Below are 18,777 nucleotides of genomic sequence, written 5' to 3' on the forward strand. Positions count from 1 at the left end.
GCGCCGGCGCCGGCGCGGCAATAAGGATGAGAAGCGCGGCGGTTAACGCGGCATAGGAGGGGATGCGAGCTACCATGACCGGAAGGGAGTGGTTGGAAACGGGTAAAAGGAACGCATGGAATATCGGACCTGATACGGACGTCGCCCGATTTCGTTGCCGGGGTCACACACCGCCGATAGCGTCGACGATCATCAACAGCGCGGCGCCGGCGGTGCCGCCCGAAAGCAAGAGGGACCAGTCGCGCTGCGCCAGCCCGACCCATCGCACCATGGCCGTGGAAATCAGGAGGACGACGGCCAGGATCAGGATCTGGCCCAGCTCGAGCCCGAGGTTAAAGGCGAACAGCGGCCCCACAATGCTCTCTTCGCCACCCAGCATGGCGCGCAGGAAGTTGGAGAATCCCATCCCATGAATGAGCCCAAAACCCAGCGCCAGGCCATACTTTGCATATTCGCTCCGTCGTTCGGCCAGGCGGCCGTGTTGTCCTCGAAGCTCCAGCACGATGTTGACGAGGCTGGTGACAACGATCGTGATCGGGATGAGGAACTCGACGAGCTCTCCGTTGATCGTGATCAGGTCCAATGTCGCCAGCGCGAGGGTGACGCTATGGCCCAGCGTGAATGCGGTGACGAGCCAGAGGAGGTGTTTCCACTGGTTGAACTGGTAGACGGCGCACAGGGCCGTGATGAACAACATGTGGTCGTACCCTTTCAGGTCCGAGATGTGTTCGATACCGAGGCGCAGAAACAGGGTGAAGGAGGATTCCATGAGCGAGGTTCAAGGACTGGGTGCGCCGGCTCCGTTTTCTTCAACCATGGCACTGGCGATTCGCCGGGAAAAATAATACACGCTTTTGAGATACTGGGTGATATCGGTTTCGATGCGATAATGCGTCATCCGGTCGGATGCGTCGGCCGTGAGCCGGCCGACCAGGTGCTGCTCGATCCCGTCCACCAGCCGGTTGATCTCTTTGCTAGCCTCCAGGACCTGGCGTGCAAGGTTCGGGTCCGATGTGTCGAGCGCTTCCAGGGACCGGGCAAGCGTCTCGCAGACACGGCCGTGCAGGACGGCGAGCACGGCTTCGGTGGAATCGCTGACACGCACGCCGGCGTCGATGCGCTTGCGGCCGGCGGCGACGATGTTGGTCTCGACCAGGTCTCCGATGCCTTCCAGGTTATTGGCGGCGGTCATGTAGTCGTACAAGGCCTCGGTTTCCGGCTGGAGCAGGCGTTTCTTGCTCAAGCTCCCGAGGTAGGTGACGATGGCTTCGTGGAGCGTATCGATCTCGTCGTCGCGCCGGGCGAGGGCCTCCAGGGCGGCCCGGTCGCCCCGGAGGACGACCGGCAGAGCGCGCTCGACCATGTCATGCGCGCGTTCACCCATTCGGCGCAGCTCCATGCGGGCCCGGTCCAATGCGAGAACCGGCGTGGAGAGCAGCATGTCATCCAGATACCTTGGTTTCACGCCCGCGCCGCTTGCCACCTTTTCGGGGACGATCCACCGGATCAACCGGGCGGAAGGCCCGGTGAGCCCGATAAACAGCAGCGTGTTGGCGATATTAAAAAGGGTGTGGGCGTTGGCGATCTGGCGCGGAGTGTCGGCGGCAAGGCGGGCGAGGCCGACAAGGTCTGGCGACGCCGGTGAGATCGCGCGCACGACCCCGGCCAGGGGATCGATCAGGCCGATCCATACCGCCACGCCCGCCATGTTGAACAGGGTGTGCACGGCGGCGGCCTGGAGCGCCACGCGCGGCTTGCCCGTGGCGGCGAGGAAGGCGGTGGCGCACGTGCCGATATTGGCGCCGAAGGCGAGCGCGATACCGGCTTCCAGCGTGATGAGGCCCTGGCTGGCCAGGACGATGATGACACCCGTCGTGGCCGACGAACTCTGTACCAGGGCGGTGAACGACGCGCTGGCCGCGATCCCCAATAGCGGGTGGCTCATTCGCTGCATCACCTCGACGAACGGGGCGAAGGCGGTCAGCGGTCGGGTGGCCTCGCTCATCAGATCCATCCCGAAAAACACTAGCCCGAGGCCAAGCAGCACGCGGCCATAGCCCTGCCACCGCTCGTTTTTACTCGCGAACAACATCCCGAACCCGGCCGCGATCAGCACCAGCGCGTAGGCCGTCACCTTGAACGCGACGAGTTGCGCGGTGATGGTCGTGCCGATGTTGGCGCCCATGATGACGCCGATCGACTGGCTGAGCGACATCAGCCCGGCCGAGATGAAGCCGATGAGCAGGACGGTGGTTATGGAGGACGACTGGACGACGGCGGTGACGACGGCGCCGGCGAATACGGCTTTGAATCGGTTGGCCGTGACTCGCCCGAGCATCGCCTTCAGCCGCCCGCCCGCAAGGCTCTTGAGCGAGGCGGTCATCAGGTCCATCCCAAACAAGAACAGCGCGAGCCCACCCGCCAGGCCGGTGATCAGAGGGAACAGGTCCAGGTTGGATTGAAGGGGCATCGGAGTTCTCCCTGCGGGGAGTTCAGGCGGCGGCTGGTCCCTTCGCGATGGCCTCGCGGTAGACCGGCACCACCTCGTCCTGGTTCGTCGCACAGACCGAGAGGTCGCGCAAGAGCCCGTCCGTGAGCCGATAGATCCATCCGTGGATGGATAGGGGCTGCTGCCGTTCCCAGGCTTCCTGGACGACGGTCGTCTGACAGACGTTGAGCATCTGCTCGATCACGTTCAGCTCACATAGACGGTCGAATCGGGCGCTGTCATCCGGGATGTCAGCGAGTAACCGTTCGTGTTTATACACCACGTCCTGGATGTGGCGCAGCCAGTTATCGATCAGCCCGAGCCGGCGGTTGTCCATCGCTGCCCGCACGCCGCCGCAGCCGTAATGCCCACACACGATGATGTGTTTCACCTTGAGCACATCGACGGCGTACTGCATCACCGAGAGGCAGTTCAGATCCGTGTGGATCACCATATTGGCGATGTTGCGGTGGACGAACAGTTCGCCCGGGAGGAGGTCGACAATCTGGTTTGCCGGCACCCGGCTGTCCGCGCAGCCGATCCACAGGTGCTGGGGCGATTGCTGGCGAGACAACTTGTCGAAGAACTCGGGGTCGTTTTCGCGGATGGTCTTCGCCCAATTCCGGTTGTTGTCGAAGAGCGGTTTGAGCGTGCGCATAACAGGTTGGGGGGATGGATGGGAAGAGCGTAATCTAGGACTCGGCACGGGGATCGACAAGGAGCCCCGGCGCCCTATAACGCTAACTGGAACTGTAGCACGGCCAGATGCTCTGATCCCCCGCGGCCGGCCGGGGCGCCGTGCATATACGCCAGTGTAAGACGCTCCCGGTTGAACGGCAGGCCGCGACGCGCGCTGGAACTCAGGTTCAGGCTCACGAGGGTGTAGGTGTCGGCGGCGAGGTCGGAGTCGGCCGCAAACCGTTCAATCCCGCCGGCTAGCTCGGCGCCCTCAATAAGGCGTACGGCCGCGGTCACTGCATACCCGAACGATCGTTGCTGCGGAGCGCGCCGGCTCGAGGCATACCGCATCCCGATCACCTCGCCCTTGAGCCGCACAGGCTGGCTGCCGGGGGTGGCACCCCAGTACACGTGGGCGGAGAACGACGTGAAGGTACGGCCCGGCCCATCGTCTTCCACGGCTGTGTTCGGGTTGCGCGAGCCGTTGTAGCCTGCGAAACCGCCCAATTCTAGCCCTTTGATGGCGTCAAGTTTGTAGTCCGCGAACCCGCTGATCGCCATGCCACGGCGATCGACGCCTCCGGTCGGCGACAGCCCCGTGATGCCCTCCCGGAAATTGCTGCGGAGCGTGGCGAACGACCCGTCGCCGTTGTGCAGGAAGGCCATGAGGCGTGTGTGGCCGTCGTCGTACAGAACATCCACCCCGAAGTCGCGAGCCGCACTGCCGATCCCCCCGCGTGCCCACCGCTCGCCAATGGCTCCGCGTTCGACGCCGTCGGTGACGGAGGAAGAGGTGAGCCCGTACCCCCGGGGTTGCGCACCAACCAGATAGCCGGCGCGGAGGCGCACGGTGGGCCCGAGCCAGTAAAACGCGAAGAAGTCGACCACTGAAGCGTTGCCCGAGGAAAAATCGGCAACGACTTGGATGCCGAGCTTCTGTCGATACGTCATCACCCCCCGGAGCCGGGCCCGGCGAAGCCCGAAGCCGGCGTGCTCGGTGCTGTCTCGGTCACTGGAGGCGTAGCTGTACCGTACCTGGACGGCCGTCGACCATTGAAACTGAAGATCGGCCGCCTCGCCCCCGTCCTGACTCCACACGGTTTTAACGGCGAAAAGGCTGAAGAAAAGGAAGAAGACGTATCGCCGGCGACAAGAAGGCGTCATCGTGACGTGTTATTAAATTGCTACCAAATTGTTAACGGGTGTCCGAGACAACGATGAAACGGTCGGGACGTTTCCCCGGCGCGGATTGCGTCCTTCTCCGCCGTTAACGACCTTATCTGCATGGAAATGCTCGTCGACTACTTCACCCACATGCCCACGACCCACCGGACACTCTTCCTGGTGGGTGGCCTCACGCTGTTCTGGCTTATTGAAAGCGCCATCCCGCTGTTCGCCTTCCGGTACGACAAGTGGCGCCACGCCGGCGTCAACATCTTCTTTACCCTCACCACCGTTGTCGTCAACTTCTCCATGGCGTTCCTCCTCGTGATGGCCTCGGATTGGGTGGTGGCACACGAATTCGGCATTATCCAGTGGATCACAATGCCGCTCTGGCTATTCGCTCTGGTGGGGTTGTTGTTGCTGGACCTGATTGGGGCGTGGCTCGTCCACTATGTCGAGCACCGGGTGAAGTGGATGTGGCGCTTCCACCTCGTGCACCACACGGATCAACACGTCGACACCACCACCGCCAACCGCCATCACCCCGGCGAAAGCGTCTTCCGGTTTGGATTCACTACCCTGGCGGTGTTTATCGTCGGCGCACCCATGTGGATGGTGTTTCTGTACCAGACGATGTCCGTCGTCCTGACCCAGTTCAACCACGCGAACGTCCGGATGCCGGCCTGGCTGGATGACGCGCTCGTGACGGTCTTCTGCACCCCGGACATGCACCGCGTCCACCACCACTACCGAATGCCCTATACCGACGCGAACTTCGGCAACATCTTCAGCTTCTGGGATCGCCTGTTCGGGACGTTCATGAAGGCGGACAACCAGCGGCTGGTTTACGGCGTCGACACCCACATGGCCGAGCCGGAGGCCGGCGGAGTCGGGACGATGCTTAAGATCCCGTTTTTGCCGTACCGACCGAGGAAGGAGTATGAGGAAGAAGAAAGGCTGGGATAAGGGAAAAGGGAAAAGTTAAAAGGTAAAACAGGAAAAGGCAAAACAGAAAAAGGCAAAAGGCAAAAGGCAAAAGGGAAAACAGGAATAGGCAAAAGATAGACGAAGGGGCAATGATCTCTTTTTACCTTTTGCCTTTTGCCTTTTACCTTTTACCTTTTACCTTCACAACCCCAGTTTCCAAAACACCTTTCCCTCATCCAAGGCGTCGTGCATGCGGGGGCGGTCGGGGGGGTTGGGGTTGTGGCGCATGAGGGCCTGGATGTCGTAGAGGAGCGCTTCGGCCTGGGCGTAGTAGGAGTGGCCCAGGAGGTCGACGTCGAAGTCCGGCACGGCGATGGTATCGATCCCGGGGGCGATGGTGTAGGGGCGGAAGTAGCCGGCGCGCGGGGCCTCATGGAGTTTGCCCGACAGGAACACGGGGAGGTCGCCGTTCGACGCATAAAGCGTCGTCCGGCCGGCGTGTTGGGGGTAAAGGTGCGCCATCTGGAGGAAGAGGTCGCGGTCGACATCCGGTGCGGCGAGGAAGATTTGATCGAACCAGACCTTGCCGCGGATCTCGGCGTTGCCGGCGATGCGCTGGAGCGACCGCAGCAATCCCCGGTTACCCATGCTGTGGGCGATCAGGTGGATCTTCGCCCCCTGGCACTGCGCGGCGAAGTCAACGAGGAATTCCGTAATAGCCTGTTCGCTCGCTTCGATGCTGGCTTCGTCGGCCTTGTAGCGGTGGACGTCGCCCTTGGATGGCCAGCTGAAAAACGCCGTCGGGCCCGGTACTTTCAGATCGTAGCCGATCTGAGCGGATCGGATGGCGGCTTCCTCGAATGTGACGTTGAAGCCGTGGATGAAGAGCAGGGCATGGGGCTGGTTGCCGGCGTCGAAAGCGGCCTGCAGGGCGGCGTGGATCTCCTGGAAACAGGCATCGTGCTCCAGGTCCACGATCTTCTGGACCCGCAGGCGGTCGTCGCGGAGGTCGAACCGCAGCAGTCGTTTCCAGAAACTCGTCCCTATCTCCCCGAACCGATGCGCCTCCGGGATACGCACATCCACCCGCCCGTATAGCGTTTTATAGTAGCGCTCGCCCGAAAAACCGCCGCCAGAATCATTACCCCCTTCCGCCGGCTTGCGGTTAGTACCGTACCACACGGGATAGATGATGCCCTGGTCCGGTACGTGGGGACCGTCGGCGCCGGATCCGGCGGGCGGTTCTCCCATTTTTTTGATCTCCTCTTTCTCGATGTCCGGGGGCGGCCCGAGGGCGGCGCCGGTTTCACCGCCGCGCGAGGGGGCGGGTGGCGGGAGAGCTGATTCGTAATCGGATACCCCCATCAGCCGGTCGGCAAGCCACAAAATGTCCGACGCGTCACCCAGGAGCATATGCAGCGCCCGTTCAAAGAGCGGTGGCAGGGGAAATCGTTTGGGGGGATCGATAACGAGGAAGGCGTGGCGGACGAGCTCCACGGCGTCCTTCAGCGCGAGGTCCGACGCCAGGCGCGCGGAGACGGTCGGAGACCAGACGATGAGCAGCCAATCGATGTCTTCCGGCCGAACAGAGGCGGCATCGATTTCCGGGTCGGTGATACCCTGAACGGATGAAATTCCGGCGTTCCTCAGGCCGGCGAGGAGGTTCTGAATCCCGCGCAGATGCGCCCTGGATTCGACGGCGTAATAAACGAGGACGCGTGGCAAGGATGAGTCGGGCATACCTCGGTCGCTGGCGATGTGTGAGAGGAGTACAACCTACGTATTCGCTACAGGGAGGTCAAGCTCATGAAAATGACACGAGATGTCCACGGGGCGACATTTTTTGAGTGAGCCTTTTCATTCCTGCTGCCGGCCTGTATCATGAAGTCAACATGCACTCCCCCCAACCGCCCCATGAAATCACGCAGATCCTTTATGAAACGCGCCGGCGCCTGGATGTCCGCGCTGGGAGTTGGAACCGTGGCGGTCTCCGCCGGGCCGGCCGATGAGCGGCCTCGCGCCGGCGAGGTCATCACACACGACGACATCCCGCTGTTCTCGTCGACGAAGGCGTTCGGCAACCTGCTTTTTGTCTCGGGCATTGGCGCCCACTTCGAGGGCGACATCAAGGCGCACACCGACCACGTGCTCACCGAGATGAAAAAACGCCTCGAAGACGGCGGCTCGTCGATGGAAAAGGTGCTCAAGGTGAACGTGTACCTGCACGACCTGAGCGACTACACGGCAATGAACGAGGTCTTCCGCGGCCGTTTCGGCGAAAATCCGCCCGTCCGCACCACCGTCGCCTGTTACGGCGGCATCCCCGGCGACTCGCTCGTCGAGATCGACTGTATCGCGGCTCTAGACTGATCCCCATGCTCTCCCGACGCGCACTCCTCCAACTGGCCGCAACGACTCCAGTCCTCGGCCACCTCGCTGCCTATTTCGGGTTGACGAACGTCGCCGCGTCGCCGTTGGCGCGCGACTACTTCAAGGAGCTCGGCCTCCGCCCCTTCATCAATGCCGCCGGCACCTTCACGATGCTCACGGCGTCGCAGATGCCGGACGAGGTGACGCAGGCCATCCGGTACGCCTCCACCCGATACGTCCGCCTCGACGACATCCAGGACGCTGTCGGTGCGCGCATCGCCACGCTCCTCCGGTGCGAAGCCGCCACGGTGACGGCCGGCGCCGCCTCGGCCCTGACGCTCGGCACCGCCGGCGTGCTCACGGGCCTCGATGAAAAAAAGGCCGCTCAGTTGCCGGACGTGACGGGGATGAAGAGCGAAGTCATCCTCCAGCGCGCCCACTTCGTCGGCTATGTTCACGCCATCCGCAATTGCGGGATGTCGATGGTTTACGTGGACACCGCCGCCGAACTCGAAGCCGCCATCTCGGACCGTACGGCGTTGTTACTATTTATCAACGCGCTCAACGAAGAAGGCCAGGTGAAAGACGCCGAGTTTGTCGCCATCGGCAAACGACACGGCATCCCCACGTTCAACGACTGCGCGGCAGATGTCCCGCCGGTCGAGAACCTCTGGAAATACACGGAGATGGGGTTCGACCTCGTGGCGTTCTCGGGCGGCAAGGGAATCCGTGGTCCGCAGAGCGCCGGCCTGCTCCTGGGACGGAAGGATCTCATCGCCGCCGCACGCCTCAGCGCCCCGCCCCGGGGCGACACGGTCGGCCGAGGGATGAAGGTCAACAAGGAAGAGATCCTGGCGATGCTTGTCGCCCTCGAACTGTACCTCGAAAAAGACCACGACAGGGAACGCCGGCTGTGGGAGCGACAGGTCGAACTCATCGCCGGCCGCGCCCGGTCGGTCCCGGGGGTCGAGACCGAGATCCATGTGCCCCCCATCGCCAACCACGTGCCCTCGCTGCGGGTCTGGTGGGATGCCGCTCGGGTGCGCATCACCCCGCAGGCCGTGCGTGAAGCCCTGCGCGCTGGCGATCCGTCCATCGAAATGATGGGCAACGACGAACGGCTCGATATCACCACCTGGATGATGCGCCCCGGCGAGGAAAAGATCGTCGCCCGTCGGCTCGAGACCGTGCTGCGCGCGGCAACCACGTAACCTGGCCTAAACCGTGATGATACTTCGATTCCTGCTCCTGTGCCTGCTGGTCGCCCCGGCTGAAGCCCAGCGCCTCGACCTGCTCCTCAAAGGCGGGCGCGTCATCGACCCGCGCAACGGCATCGACGCCGTGCAGGATGTCGGCATCGCTGATGGCCTCATCGCTCAGGTGGCTCCGTCGATCCCCGCCGGCGACGCCGCGCGGGTGGTGGATGCCTCCGGCCTCATCGTCACGCCGGGCCTGATCGATCTCCATGCCCACCTCTTTTACGGCACCGAGGAAGACGCCTACCTCGGCAACGGCTTCTCCGCTCTGCCGCCCGACGGGTTTACGTTCCGGACGGGCGTCACCACGGCCGTCGACGCCGGCGGCGCCGGCTGGCGCACCTTCCGGCAGTTCCACGAACAGACCATCGCCCATTCGCAGACCCGTGTACTCGCGTTTATCAACATCGTCGGCGCCGGCATGAAGGGCGGGCCGACGGAGCAGAACACGGGCGACATGGACGCGAAGCTGACGGCCATGGAGATCGCCCGGTATCCGAACGAGATCGTGGGAGTGAAGCTGGCGCACTACGATGGGCCGGACTGGATGCCCGTCGACCGCGCCGTCGAAGCCGGCGCCCTGGCCGGCGTTCCCGTGATGATCGACTTCGGCCGCTCCGAACCGCCGCTCCCTCTCGAGGCGCTGTTCATGGAGCACCTCCGCCCCGGCGATATCTTCACCCACACGTACGGAAAGGTCGATCGCCGTGAGGGACTCGTGGAAAACGGCGTCCTCCGGCCGCTCGCCCTCTCAGCCCAGCAGCGCGGTATCGTGTTCGATGTCGGCCACGGCGGCGGCAGCTTTCTGTTCAGCCAGGCCGTGCCAGCGACCCGGGCCGGGTTCTGGCCGGCCACCCTCAGCACCGACCTCCACACGGGCAGCATGAACGGGGGGATGAAGACGATCGACAACGTGATGTCCAAATTTCTCGTGCTCGGGATGCCCCTGCCCGATGTGATCGCCGCATCCACCTGGAAGCCGGCGCAGGTCATCCACCGCGAAGAACTCGGCCACCTGAGCGTCGGCGCCGAGGCCGACGTGGCGGTGTTTCAGTTGGAAGAGGGTGTCTTTGGATACATCGACTCCGGCGGATTCCGGATGGATGGAGACGTCCGCCTCGTCACCGAAATGACCGTCCGCGCCGGCGAGGTCGTCTGGGATTTAAACGGCCGTTCCCACCCGGGGTGGTATGAATGACACCCCCCGTAGCCCGGGTTAGCGAAGCGTAACCCGGGACCCCCCAACGCGCCCCCAGGCCCGCGAAGCGTAACCCGGGTTAATGGCCACGGTGGCAGGAATGATTTTGCGTGTTGTTGCGTGCCCGCAACCCGGTTTCACGCAACCCGCACCGATTGCGCGTGCCGGAACACGTTCAACGGATCCAGCCGGCGTTTCACCCGTGTTAACGTCGGATAATTGTTCTTGTAGTAGAGGTGCGGCCAATCCACCAGATCCACGTCTGGATAGTTCACATAACACCCGTCATAAACCTCGTTAGGGGTGGGTTCGCCGCCGGCGTCGGCGTAGAGTTCCCGGTAGAACTCCCCCAGCCACTGGATGCAGGCCGCGTCGCGGGTGGGATCGCGCCAGCCGGCGATGAACTGGAGTTTCATGATGGCCTCGCGCTGCGAGGCGGCCGTATCGAAGGAGGCGCGCCGGTTGACGGCCCCGCCGTAGGAGCCGACGATGATCGTGAACCAGTCCGCCGGAAACGCCGGCTGTTCGACGAGGTAGCGGTAGAGGACGTCGATCTGCCGGTCCGGGAAGGTCTGTTTGTAGTAGGCCGACTTGTACTTCATCCGGTCCTCGCGGTTGGTCCCGCCGGCCTGGGAGGCCACCACCTGAAACCAGGGCGCCGAGGAGATGCAGGATGCTGCGCCCTCCTGCCGCTGGCAGTCGCCCGGCAGGTCGACCCGTGCCCGCATGTAGTCGAAGAACGCCTCGATCCGCTCCGGCTCGTCGCCGACATAGAGGGCGCCGACCCCGATTGTCTCGCCTGCGGTTCTGTGACCGAGGCCGAGCGAGGTATAGAGCCCGTCGAACGGACTGTCGGGTTGGTTGTGTTCGTCGAGGAAATCCCCGAAGGCGCGCAGGATCTGCCCGTAGTGCCGGCGGGTGAGGGTGGCCCACTCCCAGGAGAGGCCGGCCTGGTAGACCGTCGGAGGGGCCCCCGGGGGGTCCTTGAACCAGAAGCTCGTCACAATCCCGAAGTTGCCCCCGCCACCGCCCTGGTGGGCCCAGACCACCTCGCGGTCCGCCGGGTCGTCGAGGGAGTACTTTCGCGCGACAACCTGTCCGCGTTCGTCCACATGGACCAGTTCGATCGCCTGCAGATAGTCCACCGACAGCCCGTACGGCCGTGACCAGACCCCGAAACCTCCGCCCGTGATGTGGCCGCCGAGGCCGACAGAGAAGCAGGTGCCCAGCGGGAGGAAGACGCCCAGGGCATAAAGCTGCGTGTAGGCATCGCCGATGGTGCAGCCGGCGTCGACCCGGTAGGTGCCGTCCGTCTCGCGCCGGATGGTTTTGAGGGCCGAGACATCGATGAGGACGCCGCCCTGGTTGTCGCACACAAAGTTTTCGTAGCAGTGCCCGCCGCTGCGCACGGTGATCTTGCGGGAGGGCGTGCGGAGCCCGGCCTCGACGGCGTGGGCGACGCCTTCCGCGTCGGCGCAGAGGTGGAAGGCGCGGGGTGCGGCTTCGAATCGCGGGTTATTCCCGCGGACAAGGCCGGCGTAACGCGGGTCGCCGGGTGTGATGACGACGGTGGAGGAGGGCGCCGGCCGGGGCCGGGCCGGGAGGCATCCGGGGAGGAGCGCACCGGCTGCCAGGGCCTGGAGGATATCGCGTCGGGTGGGCATGGCATCGAAGGATGGGTGATGAGTAGATGCTAGCGCAGCCGGCGGGGAGATGCAATTGGGCGGCGGAGATTGTCATCCCGGACGTGATCCGGGGGCCAGCCGGATGGCTCATACTTCGGGTCCCCGGCTCGGTGGCCGGGGTGACATAACGTCGTTGGTCGGGTTAGCGCAGCGTAACCCGACATCGCTCGGGCCATGTACTTGACCTCGCGCCATCCGCCGACAGACCTTTCGGGTCTCGAAGACCCAAAAGTTCTCCTCGAAGCCGAAGTCGCGTATCGGCGCCATTGACGTTGGTTTTTGTATTACGCAAAAAGCCCCTGCAAGCCTTCCGGCCTACAGGGACTTCATCGGGTGGGCACTACTAGATTCGAACTAGTGACCCCCTGCTTGTAAGGCAGGTGCTCTAACCAGCTGAGCTAAGCGCCCGAATGGATGGCAAACTGAAAAGTGAAAAATGGAAAGTGAGGGGGAGTGTCCCTGGGGAATGTCTTTAATCTCTCCATGTGTAATCCTTTATCGAGCGGGAAACGGGACTCGAACCCGCGACCCTCAGCTTGGGAAGCTGATGCTCTACCAACTGAGCTACTCCCGCTATTCGACAGCCATGGTACGCGCTGCGCGCGAGGCAGTCAAGATCCCGGAACCGTCCGGGGCTGGGTGCAACGCCCGATGCCGGCACGCGTTCCTGGACGTTTAACGCGTCGAACGTTTAGACGGCGAGGGGAATCCTGCATTCCTGCTTCGAAGAACTTTTTTGGAACAGGAAAACTTCTGCCGGCTCCGTGCATTCAAGGCTGCTCTGTCCGTAAAACACCACACGCTCCATGAAACGTACTTACCAGCCCAGCCGGCGCAAACGCGCGAACAAGCACGGTTTTCGCGCCCGCATGGCCACGAAGAACGGCCGTAAGGTGCTCGCCGCTCGTCGCGCGAAAGGCCGCAAGCGGCTGACCGTTAGCGATACCATGGCCAGCAAGTAAGCCGGCCGCCGCGCCGATGACAGCTGAATCTGACGACCACCCGGACCGTTCGTACGCCTTATCGTCGTCCCAGCGGCTCAAGCGTCAGCGGCTCATCCGCCCTTTGTTCGATCGATCCAGGACAGATGTCGGCTCCGTGGCGCGCGGCTGTGTCCGGCTCATTCACCGCTTCCTGCCGCGCGAGGCGGCCGGTGCAGGTGTACCTGTACAGGTCGGCTTCGCCCCGGGTCGCCGCGCCCGCTCCGCCGTCGAACGCAACCACATCAAGCGGCGGCTGCGCGAAGTCTATCGCCACCATCAACACCTGCTCGTCGATGCCCTCACCCGGCGACCCGATGACATGCTCGTCCTGATGATCCTCTTCCGGGGCGATACCGACACCGCCGACACGTGTATCCCCTCGGACTTGCCCCGCGCGCTGGATCTGTTGGCCGGCAAAATTCAAACAGGCTTTTTTTCCGAATGAACCTTTCGAACCGTACCATCGGTAGAAAGCGCGTCGCACCCGCGAAACGGTGCTGAACGGCGGCCTGGAAGGCTGGCGCCCAACCCGCAAAGACGAGAAGCACTTTGGACCGCAATACGATCATTGGAACCGTTCTGATCACGCTGATTCTGATCGTCTGGTTTACCTTCCTCGCACCCCCGCCGCCGCCGCCGCGCACGGCCACCCCGACGGATTCGACCCTGGTTTTCGAACAGATCCCCGAAGATCCGGCCGACCTCCGAATGCCGGCCCCCGTCGTCGATCCTCTCCTACTCGCCGATTCCGCCGTCGCGGCCGCTCCCGAACGCCGCATTACGGTCGAAAACGACCTCTACGAAGCCGTCTTTTCTACCCGCGGCGCCACGCTGGTCTCGTTTAAACTCAAAGCATACAAGCAGTTCGACCAGCTGGCTCCAATCCAGATCGTAGATACCACCGCCGCCGGCGCGCTCGCCCTCGCCTTTACGTCGCCCGCGAATCACAACATCGATTCGCGCGCGCTCATGTTCGACGCTTCCACGACAGCGGATCTGATTCGCATCGGGGAAAGCGACGAGCAGGTTGTGCTCTCATTCCTGGCGCCGTTAGGGCAGGGGCTCATCCGCCTGTCGTATTCCTTTTCGCCCGGCACCTACGAAGTGGGACTGCGCGTCGAGCAGGAAAACGCCTCCTCCTTCTCCACGCGTGAAGGGTACGAACTGGTCTGGAACGGCGGCCTGCCGTACTCCGAAGGCAACCACACGCAGGAGGCCATCAAAACCTCGTCCTTCGCCCGCAGCGGCGGCGAGGTGGAAGGGATCGACCTTCAGTCCGACGCCTTCCAGGAAAGAACAATGCGGGGGCAAGTGGACTGGGTGGCCGTCAAGAACCAGTACTTCACGGCGGTGATCATGCCGGCCGGCGAAACGCGCGGCGCCGAACTCTCCGGCGAACGCGTCGGCGAAGTGAATATGCCGGATCACACCAAGTACTTCGAGGCCCGCCTCCTCATGCCCCCGGCGGAGTCCTCCGTCGATGCCTTCACGCTCTACCTCGGCCCGCTCGAATATTACCGGATCCGCGGGTACGACATCGGGCTCTATGATATGGTGGACTACGGGTGGGACTTCTTCGAGTGGATGACCCGTCCGATCGCGAAGTTCATCTTCATCCCCATGTTTAACTTCCTGGATGACTATATCCCTAACTACGGGATCATCGTCATCCTCCTGGCGGTGTTCATCAAGATCGTCGTCTCGCCGCTCACCCGCTCGTCGTACAAGAGCATGGCGCAGATGCGCGAGATCCAGCCGGAGCTCCAGGCCGTCCGCGAGAAATACGCCGACAACCCACAGAAGCAGCAGGAAGCCACGATGCGGCTCTACAAGGAGTCCGGAGTAAACCCCCTCGGCGGTTGCCTCCCGATGTTCGCCCAGTACCCGGTCCTCATCGCGCTCTGGCAGTTCCTCCCGCAGTCGATCGAGATCCGCCAGCAGGGGTTCCTCTGGGCGCCCGACCTCTCCGCGCCGGACGTCATCCTCAGCTTGCCCTTCACGATTCCGCTCTACGGCAATTTCGTCGCCGGCTTCTGCCTCCTCATGGGCATCTCGATGGTCATCCAGATGCGCCTGCAATCCACCCCGGGCATGACGGGCACGCAGGCGAAGGTGATGATGTACATGATGCCGGCCGTCCTCTTCCTGGTCTTTAACCAGTGGGCCTCCGGCCTGAACCTGTATTACCTGGTCTTCAACATCCTCTCCGCCATTCAGCAGCATTTCATCAACAGCTCGATGGAAAAGGCGAAGGCAAAAAAGGCGACCACGAACAGCCAGGACTGGAGCGTCACGAAAACCACCGACCGCAAGAAGACGAACGGCGCCGCCCCGAGCGCCAGCAAGGGATCGCGCAAGGCCAAACCGTAACCCGTTCGAATGGACACACGATCCCATGGATACTATCGCGGCCATCGCTACGGCGCGCGGGCGCGCGGCGCTCGCCATCGTCCGTCTGTCGGGTCCTGACGCTATCCTCATCGCGGCGGCCTGCTTCCGCGGCGCCGGCCTGGCCGACGCCCCCAGCCACACGGTTCATGTCGGGTATCTGGTAGATCCCCACGGAGAGACGATCGACCAGGTAGTTGCCACGCTCTTCCGCGCCCCGCGCTCGGCCACGGGGGAGGATGTGGTGGAGATCTCCTGTCATGGCGGCGATCTCGCGCCGCAGCATGTCCTCACGAGCTTGCTCCATCATGGCGCCCGACTCGCGCAACCCGGCGAGTTCACCCAGCGCGCGTTCCTCAACGGCAAATTGGATCTCGCCCAGGCCGAGGCCGTTGCCGATCTCATCCATGCCTCGTCATCGATGGCGCAACGGGTGTCCGTCCGCCAGCTCCAGGGACGGTACTCGGATCTCCTGCAACGCCTTCGGGCCGACCTGCTCGAGACCTGCGCCTACATCGAACTCGAGCTCGACTTCTCTGAGGAGGACGTCGCCTTCGCGGACAAAGGCCGGCTCGTGACCCTGCTCGCCAGCGCCGACGCATTGCTCACCCGCCTCCTCGGCTCGTACCGCCTGGGCGAACTCGTGCGCGATGGAGTGCGCGTGGTCATCGGGGGCCGGCCGAACGCCGGCAAGTCCACCTTGCTAAATGCCCTGCTCGGGCGCGATCGCGCCATCGTCAGCCCCGTCCCGGGCACCACGCGCGACGAGATCGAGGCGGAGCTGGAGATCGAAGGCCTTGCCTTCCGGTTCGTGGATACCGCCGGCCTGCGCGAAACCGAGGACGCCATCGAGGCCGAAGGCGTCCGTCGCGCCCATAGCTCCATCGAAGCCGCCGATGCCCTGGTCTACGTGTTCGATCTCCGCCTCGGCCTCGACACGGCCGAGCAGGAATGGATCGAGCGCTTGATCACCCGACTGCCGGAACTGCCGGTAGTCCTCGTTGGCAACAAGGCCGATCTCACGCCGGCTCCGCCGGCCACTGCCTATCCGCTTCCGGTCCTCATGCTGTCGGCCAGCCAGGCCTTCGCTGAGCCCGCCCGCCTACAACCCCTCGTCACCCGCCTCCTGGAAGACCTCGGCGCCGATCCATCCGCCGCCGAAACGTCCGCCGTCGTAACCAACCAGCGCCACCGCCAACACCTCCAGCACGCGCTCGGCGCCGTGCACGCCGCCGCACGCACACTGGACGCCGGCGGGGGGGGAGACACCCTCGCCCTGGACCTCCGCGCCGCCCTCCACGAGCTGGGCCAGATCACCGGCGAAATCACCAACGAAGACGTGCTCGACCAGATTTTCTCCCGTTTCTGCATCGGGAAATGAAAGGATGGTTAGCCGTTATTGATGCACGCTCAATGCTCGAAGTACGGACACGATACATCGTGTCCGCCTGAACACCGCAGCACAAGCCCCATGCGAATAGGGGAGGGCATTTAGTTTCCGGCAAAAGCATCCGATCCTCTGATAGCCGGGCTTTCCGATCACGCGCCGTGATCTCCCGAGCTGGATCCATCTCTACCCGAGTGCGCCGTGCTGCAGACCGCCCCGAAAAAAAGAACACCAGATGCCACCGACAACCAGCAGGGTCGGCGGGACGACGACTTCGCGAAGTTCGAGTTGAAGGACCGCGTCGTCATCATGCTGCTCTTCAAGCAGCTGGTGACCATGAAGCAGATCGAGCGGAACTGGCACAAGTGGCGTAAGCTCATCGAGCAGCGGCAGACGGAGGCGCTGTGGCGGATCCTGGCCGAAGACCCCGAACTCGAACGCGAGCGTATCTTTGCCTGCGCCGCCGAAGTGTATGCCTTCGAAGACGCCGTCATCACGCCCGAGACGGCCCGCTACATCCGCAAGAACGAGGAGGTGTTCTCGGCGAAGCAGTGGGAGTTGCTGGGCACCCAGTTTCTGGTGCCGATCAACAAGACCGGGACGACCTGGACCTTCGCCAGCTTCGACCCCACGCATCCGGAAATGGGGCAAACCCTCCGTAAGATCGGGCTGCCCAACTACGAGCTGCGGTATGCCCCGGAGGTCGTCATCAAGGACCTCATCAAGGACGCCTTCCCCCAGCACGTCAAGAACGAGTTCCTCGAGCGCGTTGCCCAGGAGATGCATGCGTTCGACCTGGGGACCGAGTACGAGAAGCAGGCCGGCCTCATCGACGAGGACGCCCTCGAAGCCGAGATCGGCCGATCGACTCTCATCAACCTCTTCGAGGCGGCCCTGCTCGAGGCCGTGCGTCGCGGCGCATCCGACATCCACATATTCCCAAACAAGAGCCGGCAGATCGAGATCCACTTCCGGATCGACGGCCAGCTCGACTCGTGGCATGTCGAGAAACGGGTCCACGCCGAGGCGTTCCTCGCCGTCGTCAAGGACAACTCGGTCAACGTGGACCGCTTCGAGCGCGACGCCGCGCAGGACGGATTTATCCAGCGTACGATCGACGGGTCGCTCATCCGCTTCCGCGTTTCGGTGCTCCCCATTGCCAACGCCTCCCACGAGATTCGATCTGAAAGCATCGTCATCCGCGTGCTCGACGATCGCAAGGTGGTGACCGACCTCAAGAAACTCGGCCTGCTCGAAGAGGCCATGGAGCGATTCAACTGGGCGATCCAGCAGCCGCACGGGATGATCATCCTGACCGGCCCTACCGGCTCGGGCAAGACGACGACGCTGTTCGCCTGCCTCCACCAGGTCGTCAACCCACGCGTGAACGTCCTCACTGTCGAAGATCCGGTCGAGTACCTCATCGAAGGCGTGCGGCAGATCAAACTGAATCCCAAACTGGATCTGGAGCAGGCGATCCGCGCGATCCTCCGGCACGATCCGGACATCGTGATGGTTGGCGAAATGCGCGACCGCGCGACGGCCGACCTCGCGATCAAACTGGCGAACACCGGCCATCTCACGTTTTCTACCCTGCACACGAACGATGCCCCGAGCGCCATCAGTCGGCTTTATAAGATGGGCGTCGAGACCTTCCTCATCGCCTACGCGATCAACCTCATCGTCGCCCAGCGCCTCATCCGTACGCTCTGCCCCTCCTGTAAGGAAGTCGATACCGCCAGGCAGGACGCGCTGCTGCTGAAGCTGGGCTTTACCGAAAAAGAGATGGCCGGCACCACCCTCTACCGCGCCGGCGAAAACCGGAAATGCAAAACATGCAACGGCATCGGGTATAAAGGCCGGCGCGCCATCACCGAGACCCTCGCCTTCTCGGACGAGATCCGCGCCATCATTGTCGAATCCGAACAGAACATCGACGAGGAAGCCATCCGGAAACAGGCGGTCAAGGAAGGCATGTTGTCGTTACGCGACGCCGCGCGACGAATCGTTACGTATGGCGAAACGTCCATCCATGAAATGATACGCGTCGTATCGACCGACATGTAACAACGCCCTGTAACGACATCCTGTACACCGGCGACCACCGCGTTCCGCTTCGCCGCCGTTACGATACCGTTCGCGCGCCATCGAACCTGTTCCGGATACCCTTACGCGCGCCTTACGTCACCCGTTACGTATCGCGCCGGCCACGCTGTTGATACCCCCCCGTTTACACCCCCCGCGTACCCCGTT

At 63.3% G+C, this 18,777-nt stretch carries 15 protein-coding genes and 2 tRNA genes; 9 read left to right on the plus strand and 8 right to left on the minus strand.

What is annotated here, in order from left to right; translation table 11 throughout:
• Window positions 1-163: 163 nt before the first annotated feature.
• The 4 genes from SH809_18840 to SH809_18855 all read right to left on the minus strand — a co-directional run bounded on the left by SH809_18840 (window position 164) and on the right by SH809_18855 (window position 4,330).
• On the minus strand, window positions 164-769 hold the full coding sequence (locus tag SH809_18840; GenBank protein MDZ4701777.1) for a HupE/UreJ family protein: 606 nt from the start codon (window positions 767-769) through the stop codon (window positions 164-166).
• A 9-nt stretch (window positions 770-778) separates the two neighbouring features.
• Window positions 779-2,470: a Na/Pi cotransporter family protein gene (locus tag SH809_18845; protein MDZ4701778.1), complete on the minus strand. Its 1,692-nt coding sequence runs from the start codon at window positions 2,468-2,470 to the stop codon at window positions 779-781.
• 22 nt (window positions 2,471-2,492) lie between these two features.
• On the minus strand, window positions 2,493-3,146 hold the full coding sequence (gene can / locus SH809_18850; protein MDZ4701779.1) for a carbonate dehydratase: 654 nt from the start codon (window positions 3,144-3,146) through the stop codon (window positions 2,493-2,495).
• 74 nt (window positions 3,147-3,220) lie between these two features.
• A complete protein-coding gene (locus tag SH809_18855) occupies window positions 3,221-4,330 on the minus strand; it encodes a hypothetical protein (protein ID MDZ4701780.1) in 1,110 nt (369 codons plus the stop codon).
• Between the two features lie 120 nt (window positions 4,331-4,450).
• On the opposite strand from SH809_18855, the gene SH809_18860 reads away from it, so the two are divergent.
• Window positions 4,451-5,296 (plus strand): sterol desaturase family protein, encoded by an 846-nt coding sequence (locus tag SH809_18860; protein MDZ4701781.1) that lies wholly within the window; start codon window positions 4,451-4,453, stop codon window positions 5,294-5,296.
• Between the two features lie 162 nt (window positions 5,297-5,458).
• On the opposite strand, the gene SH809_18865 is transcribed toward SH809_18860, so the two are convergent.
• Window positions 5,459-6,997, minus strand: a complete 1,539-nt coding sequence (locus tag SH809_18865; protein MDZ4701782.1) for an alpha/beta hydrolase — start codon at window positions 6,995-6,997, stop codon at window positions 5,459-5,461.
• 174 nt (window positions 6,998-7,171) lie between these two features.
• Between SH809_18865 and SH809_18870 the strand changes: the two genes are divergently transcribed.
• The 3 genes from SH809_18870 to SH809_18880 are packed head-to-tail and all read left to right on the plus strand — an operon-like array spanning window position 7,172 to window position 10,081.
• Window positions 7,172-7,627 carry a RidA family protein gene (locus SH809_18870; protein MDZ4701783.1) on the plus strand — a complete coding sequence of 152 codons (456 nt, stop codon included), beginning with the start codon at window positions 7,172-7,174 and terminating at the stop codon, window positions 7,625-7,627.
• A gap of 5 nt (window positions 7,628-7,632) precedes the next feature.
• Window positions 7,633-8,838: an aminotransferase class V-fold PLP-dependent enzyme gene (locus SH809_18875; GenBank protein MDZ4701784.1), complete on the plus strand. Its 1,206-nt coding sequence runs from the start codon at window positions 7,633-7,635 to the stop codon at window positions 8,836-8,838.
• Window positions 8,839-8,854: 16 nt separating this feature from the next.
• A complete protein-coding gene (locus SH809_18880) occupies window positions 8,855-10,081 on the plus strand; it encodes an amidohydrolase/deacetylase family metallohydrolase (GenBank protein ID MDZ4701785.1) in 1,227 nt (408 codons plus the stop codon).
• A gap of 137 nt (window positions 10,082-10,218) precedes the next feature.
• Here the strand turns inward: SH809_18880 and SH809_18885 are convergent, their stop codons facing one another.
• The 3 genes from SH809_18885 to SH809_18895 form a co-directional block, all read right to left on the minus strand.
• Window positions 10,219-11,745 (minus strand): FAD-binding protein, encoded by a 1,527-nt coding sequence (locus tag SH809_18885; GenBank protein ID MDZ4701786.1) that lies wholly within the window; start codon window positions 11,743-11,745, stop codon window positions 10,219-10,221.
• A 355-nt stretch (window positions 11,746-12,100) separates the two neighbouring features.
• Window positions 12,101-12,174, minus strand: a tRNA-Val gene (locus SH809_18890).
• A gap of 93 nt (window positions 12,175-12,267) precedes the next feature.
• Window positions 12,268-12,340: transfer RNA gene (locus SH809_18895), tRNA-Gly, on the minus strand.
• 232 nt (window positions 12,341-12,572) lie between these two features.
• Here SH809_18895 and rpmH point away from each other — a divergent pair.
• The 5 genes from rpmH (at window position 12,573) to SH809_18920 (ending at window position 18,591) form a co-directional block, all read left to right on the plus strand.
• A complete protein-coding gene (rpmH, locus tag SH809_18900) occupies window positions 12,573-12,728 on the plus strand; it encodes a 50S ribosomal protein L34 (protein MDZ4701787.1) in 156 nt (51 codons plus the stop codon).
• Between the two features lie 16 nt (window positions 12,729-12,744).
• Entirely contained in the window at window positions 12,745-13,194 is a 450-nt protein-coding gene (locus SH809_18905; GenBank protein ID MDZ4701788.1) for a ribonuclease P protein component, read from the plus strand.
• Between the two features lie 104 nt (window positions 13,195-13,298).
• Complete coding sequence (gene yidC / locus SH809_18910) at window positions 13,299-15,119, plus strand: membrane protein insertase YidC (protein MDZ4701789.1); 1,821 nt, start codon at window positions 13,299-13,301, stop codon at window positions 15,117-15,119.
• Window positions 15,120-15,144: 25 nt separating this feature from the next.
• Window positions 15,145-16,518 carry a tRNA uridine-5-carboxymethylaminomethyl(34) synthesis GTPase MnmE gene (mnmE, locus tag SH809_18915; GenBank protein ID MDZ4701790.1) on the plus strand — a complete coding sequence of 458 codons (1,374 nt, stop codon included), beginning with the start codon at window positions 15,145-15,147 and terminating at the stop codon, window positions 16,516-16,518.
• 207 nt (window positions 16,519-16,725) lie between these two features.
• Complete coding sequence (locus tag SH809_18920) at window positions 16,726-18,591, plus strand: GspE/PulE family protein (GenBank protein MDZ4701791.1); 1,866 nt, start codon at window positions 16,726-16,728, stop codon at window positions 18,589-18,591.
• The last annotated feature ends 186 nt before the right edge of the window (window positions 18,592-18,777 follow it).

Source organism: Rhodothermales bacterium, from assembly GCA_034439735.1.
In the GTDB taxonomy this organism is placed as follows: Bacteria; Bacteroidota; Rhodothermia; order Rhodothermales; family JAHQVL01; genus JAWKNW01.

Bases quoted from the DNA above. Each gene is read 5' to 3' on its own strand.
- can (MDZ4701779.1), bottom strand. From the start codon at position 3,146: ATGCGCACGCTCAAACCGCTCTTCGACAACAACCGGAATTGGGCGAAG.
- mnmE (MDZ4701790.1), top strand. From the start codon at position 15,145: ATGGATACTATCGCGGCCATCGCTACGGCGCGCGGGCGCGCGGCGCTC.
- SH809_18860 (MDZ4701781.1), top strand. From the start codon at position 4,451: ATGGAAATGCTCGTCGACTACTTCACCCACATGCCCACGACCCACCGG.
- SH809_18885 (MDZ4701786.1), bottom strand. From the start codon at position 11,745: ATGCCCACCCGACGCGATATCCTCCAGGCCCTGGCAGCCGGTGCGCTC.
- SH809_18870 (MDZ4701783.1), top strand. From the start codon at position 7,172: ATGAAATCACGCAGATCCTTTATGAAACGCGCCGGCGCCTGGATGTCC.
- rpmH (MDZ4701787.1), top strand. From the start codon at position 12,573: ATGAAACGTACTTACCAGCCCAGCCGGCGCAAACGCGCGAACAAGCAC.
- SH809_18880 (MDZ4701785.1), top strand. From the start codon at position 8,855: ATGATACTTCGATTCCTGCTCCTGTGCCTGCTGGTCGCCCCGGCTGAA.
- SH809_18865 (MDZ4701782.1), bottom strand. From the start codon at position 6,997: ATGCCCGACTCATCCTTGCCACGCGTCCTCGTTTATTACGCCGTCGAA.
- SH809_18905 (MDZ4701788.1), top strand. From the start codon at position 12,745: ATGACAGCTGAATCTGACGACCACCCGGACCGTTCGTACGCCTTATCG.
- SH809_18855 (MDZ4701780.1), bottom strand. From the start codon at position 4,330: ATGACGCCTTCTTGTCGCCGGCGATACGTCTTCTTCCTTTTCTTCAGC.
- SH809_18840 (MDZ4701777.1), bottom strand. From the start codon at position 769: ATGGAATCCTCCTTCACCCTGTTTCTGCGCCTCGGTATCGAACACATC.
- SH809_18845 (MDZ4701778.1), bottom strand. From the start codon at position 2,470: ATGCCCCTTCAATCCAACCTGGACCTGTTCCCTCTGATCACCGGCCTG.
- SH809_18875 (MDZ4701784.1), top strand. From the start codon at position 7,633: ATGCTCTCCCGACGCGCACTCCTCCAACTGGCCGCAACGACTCCAGTC.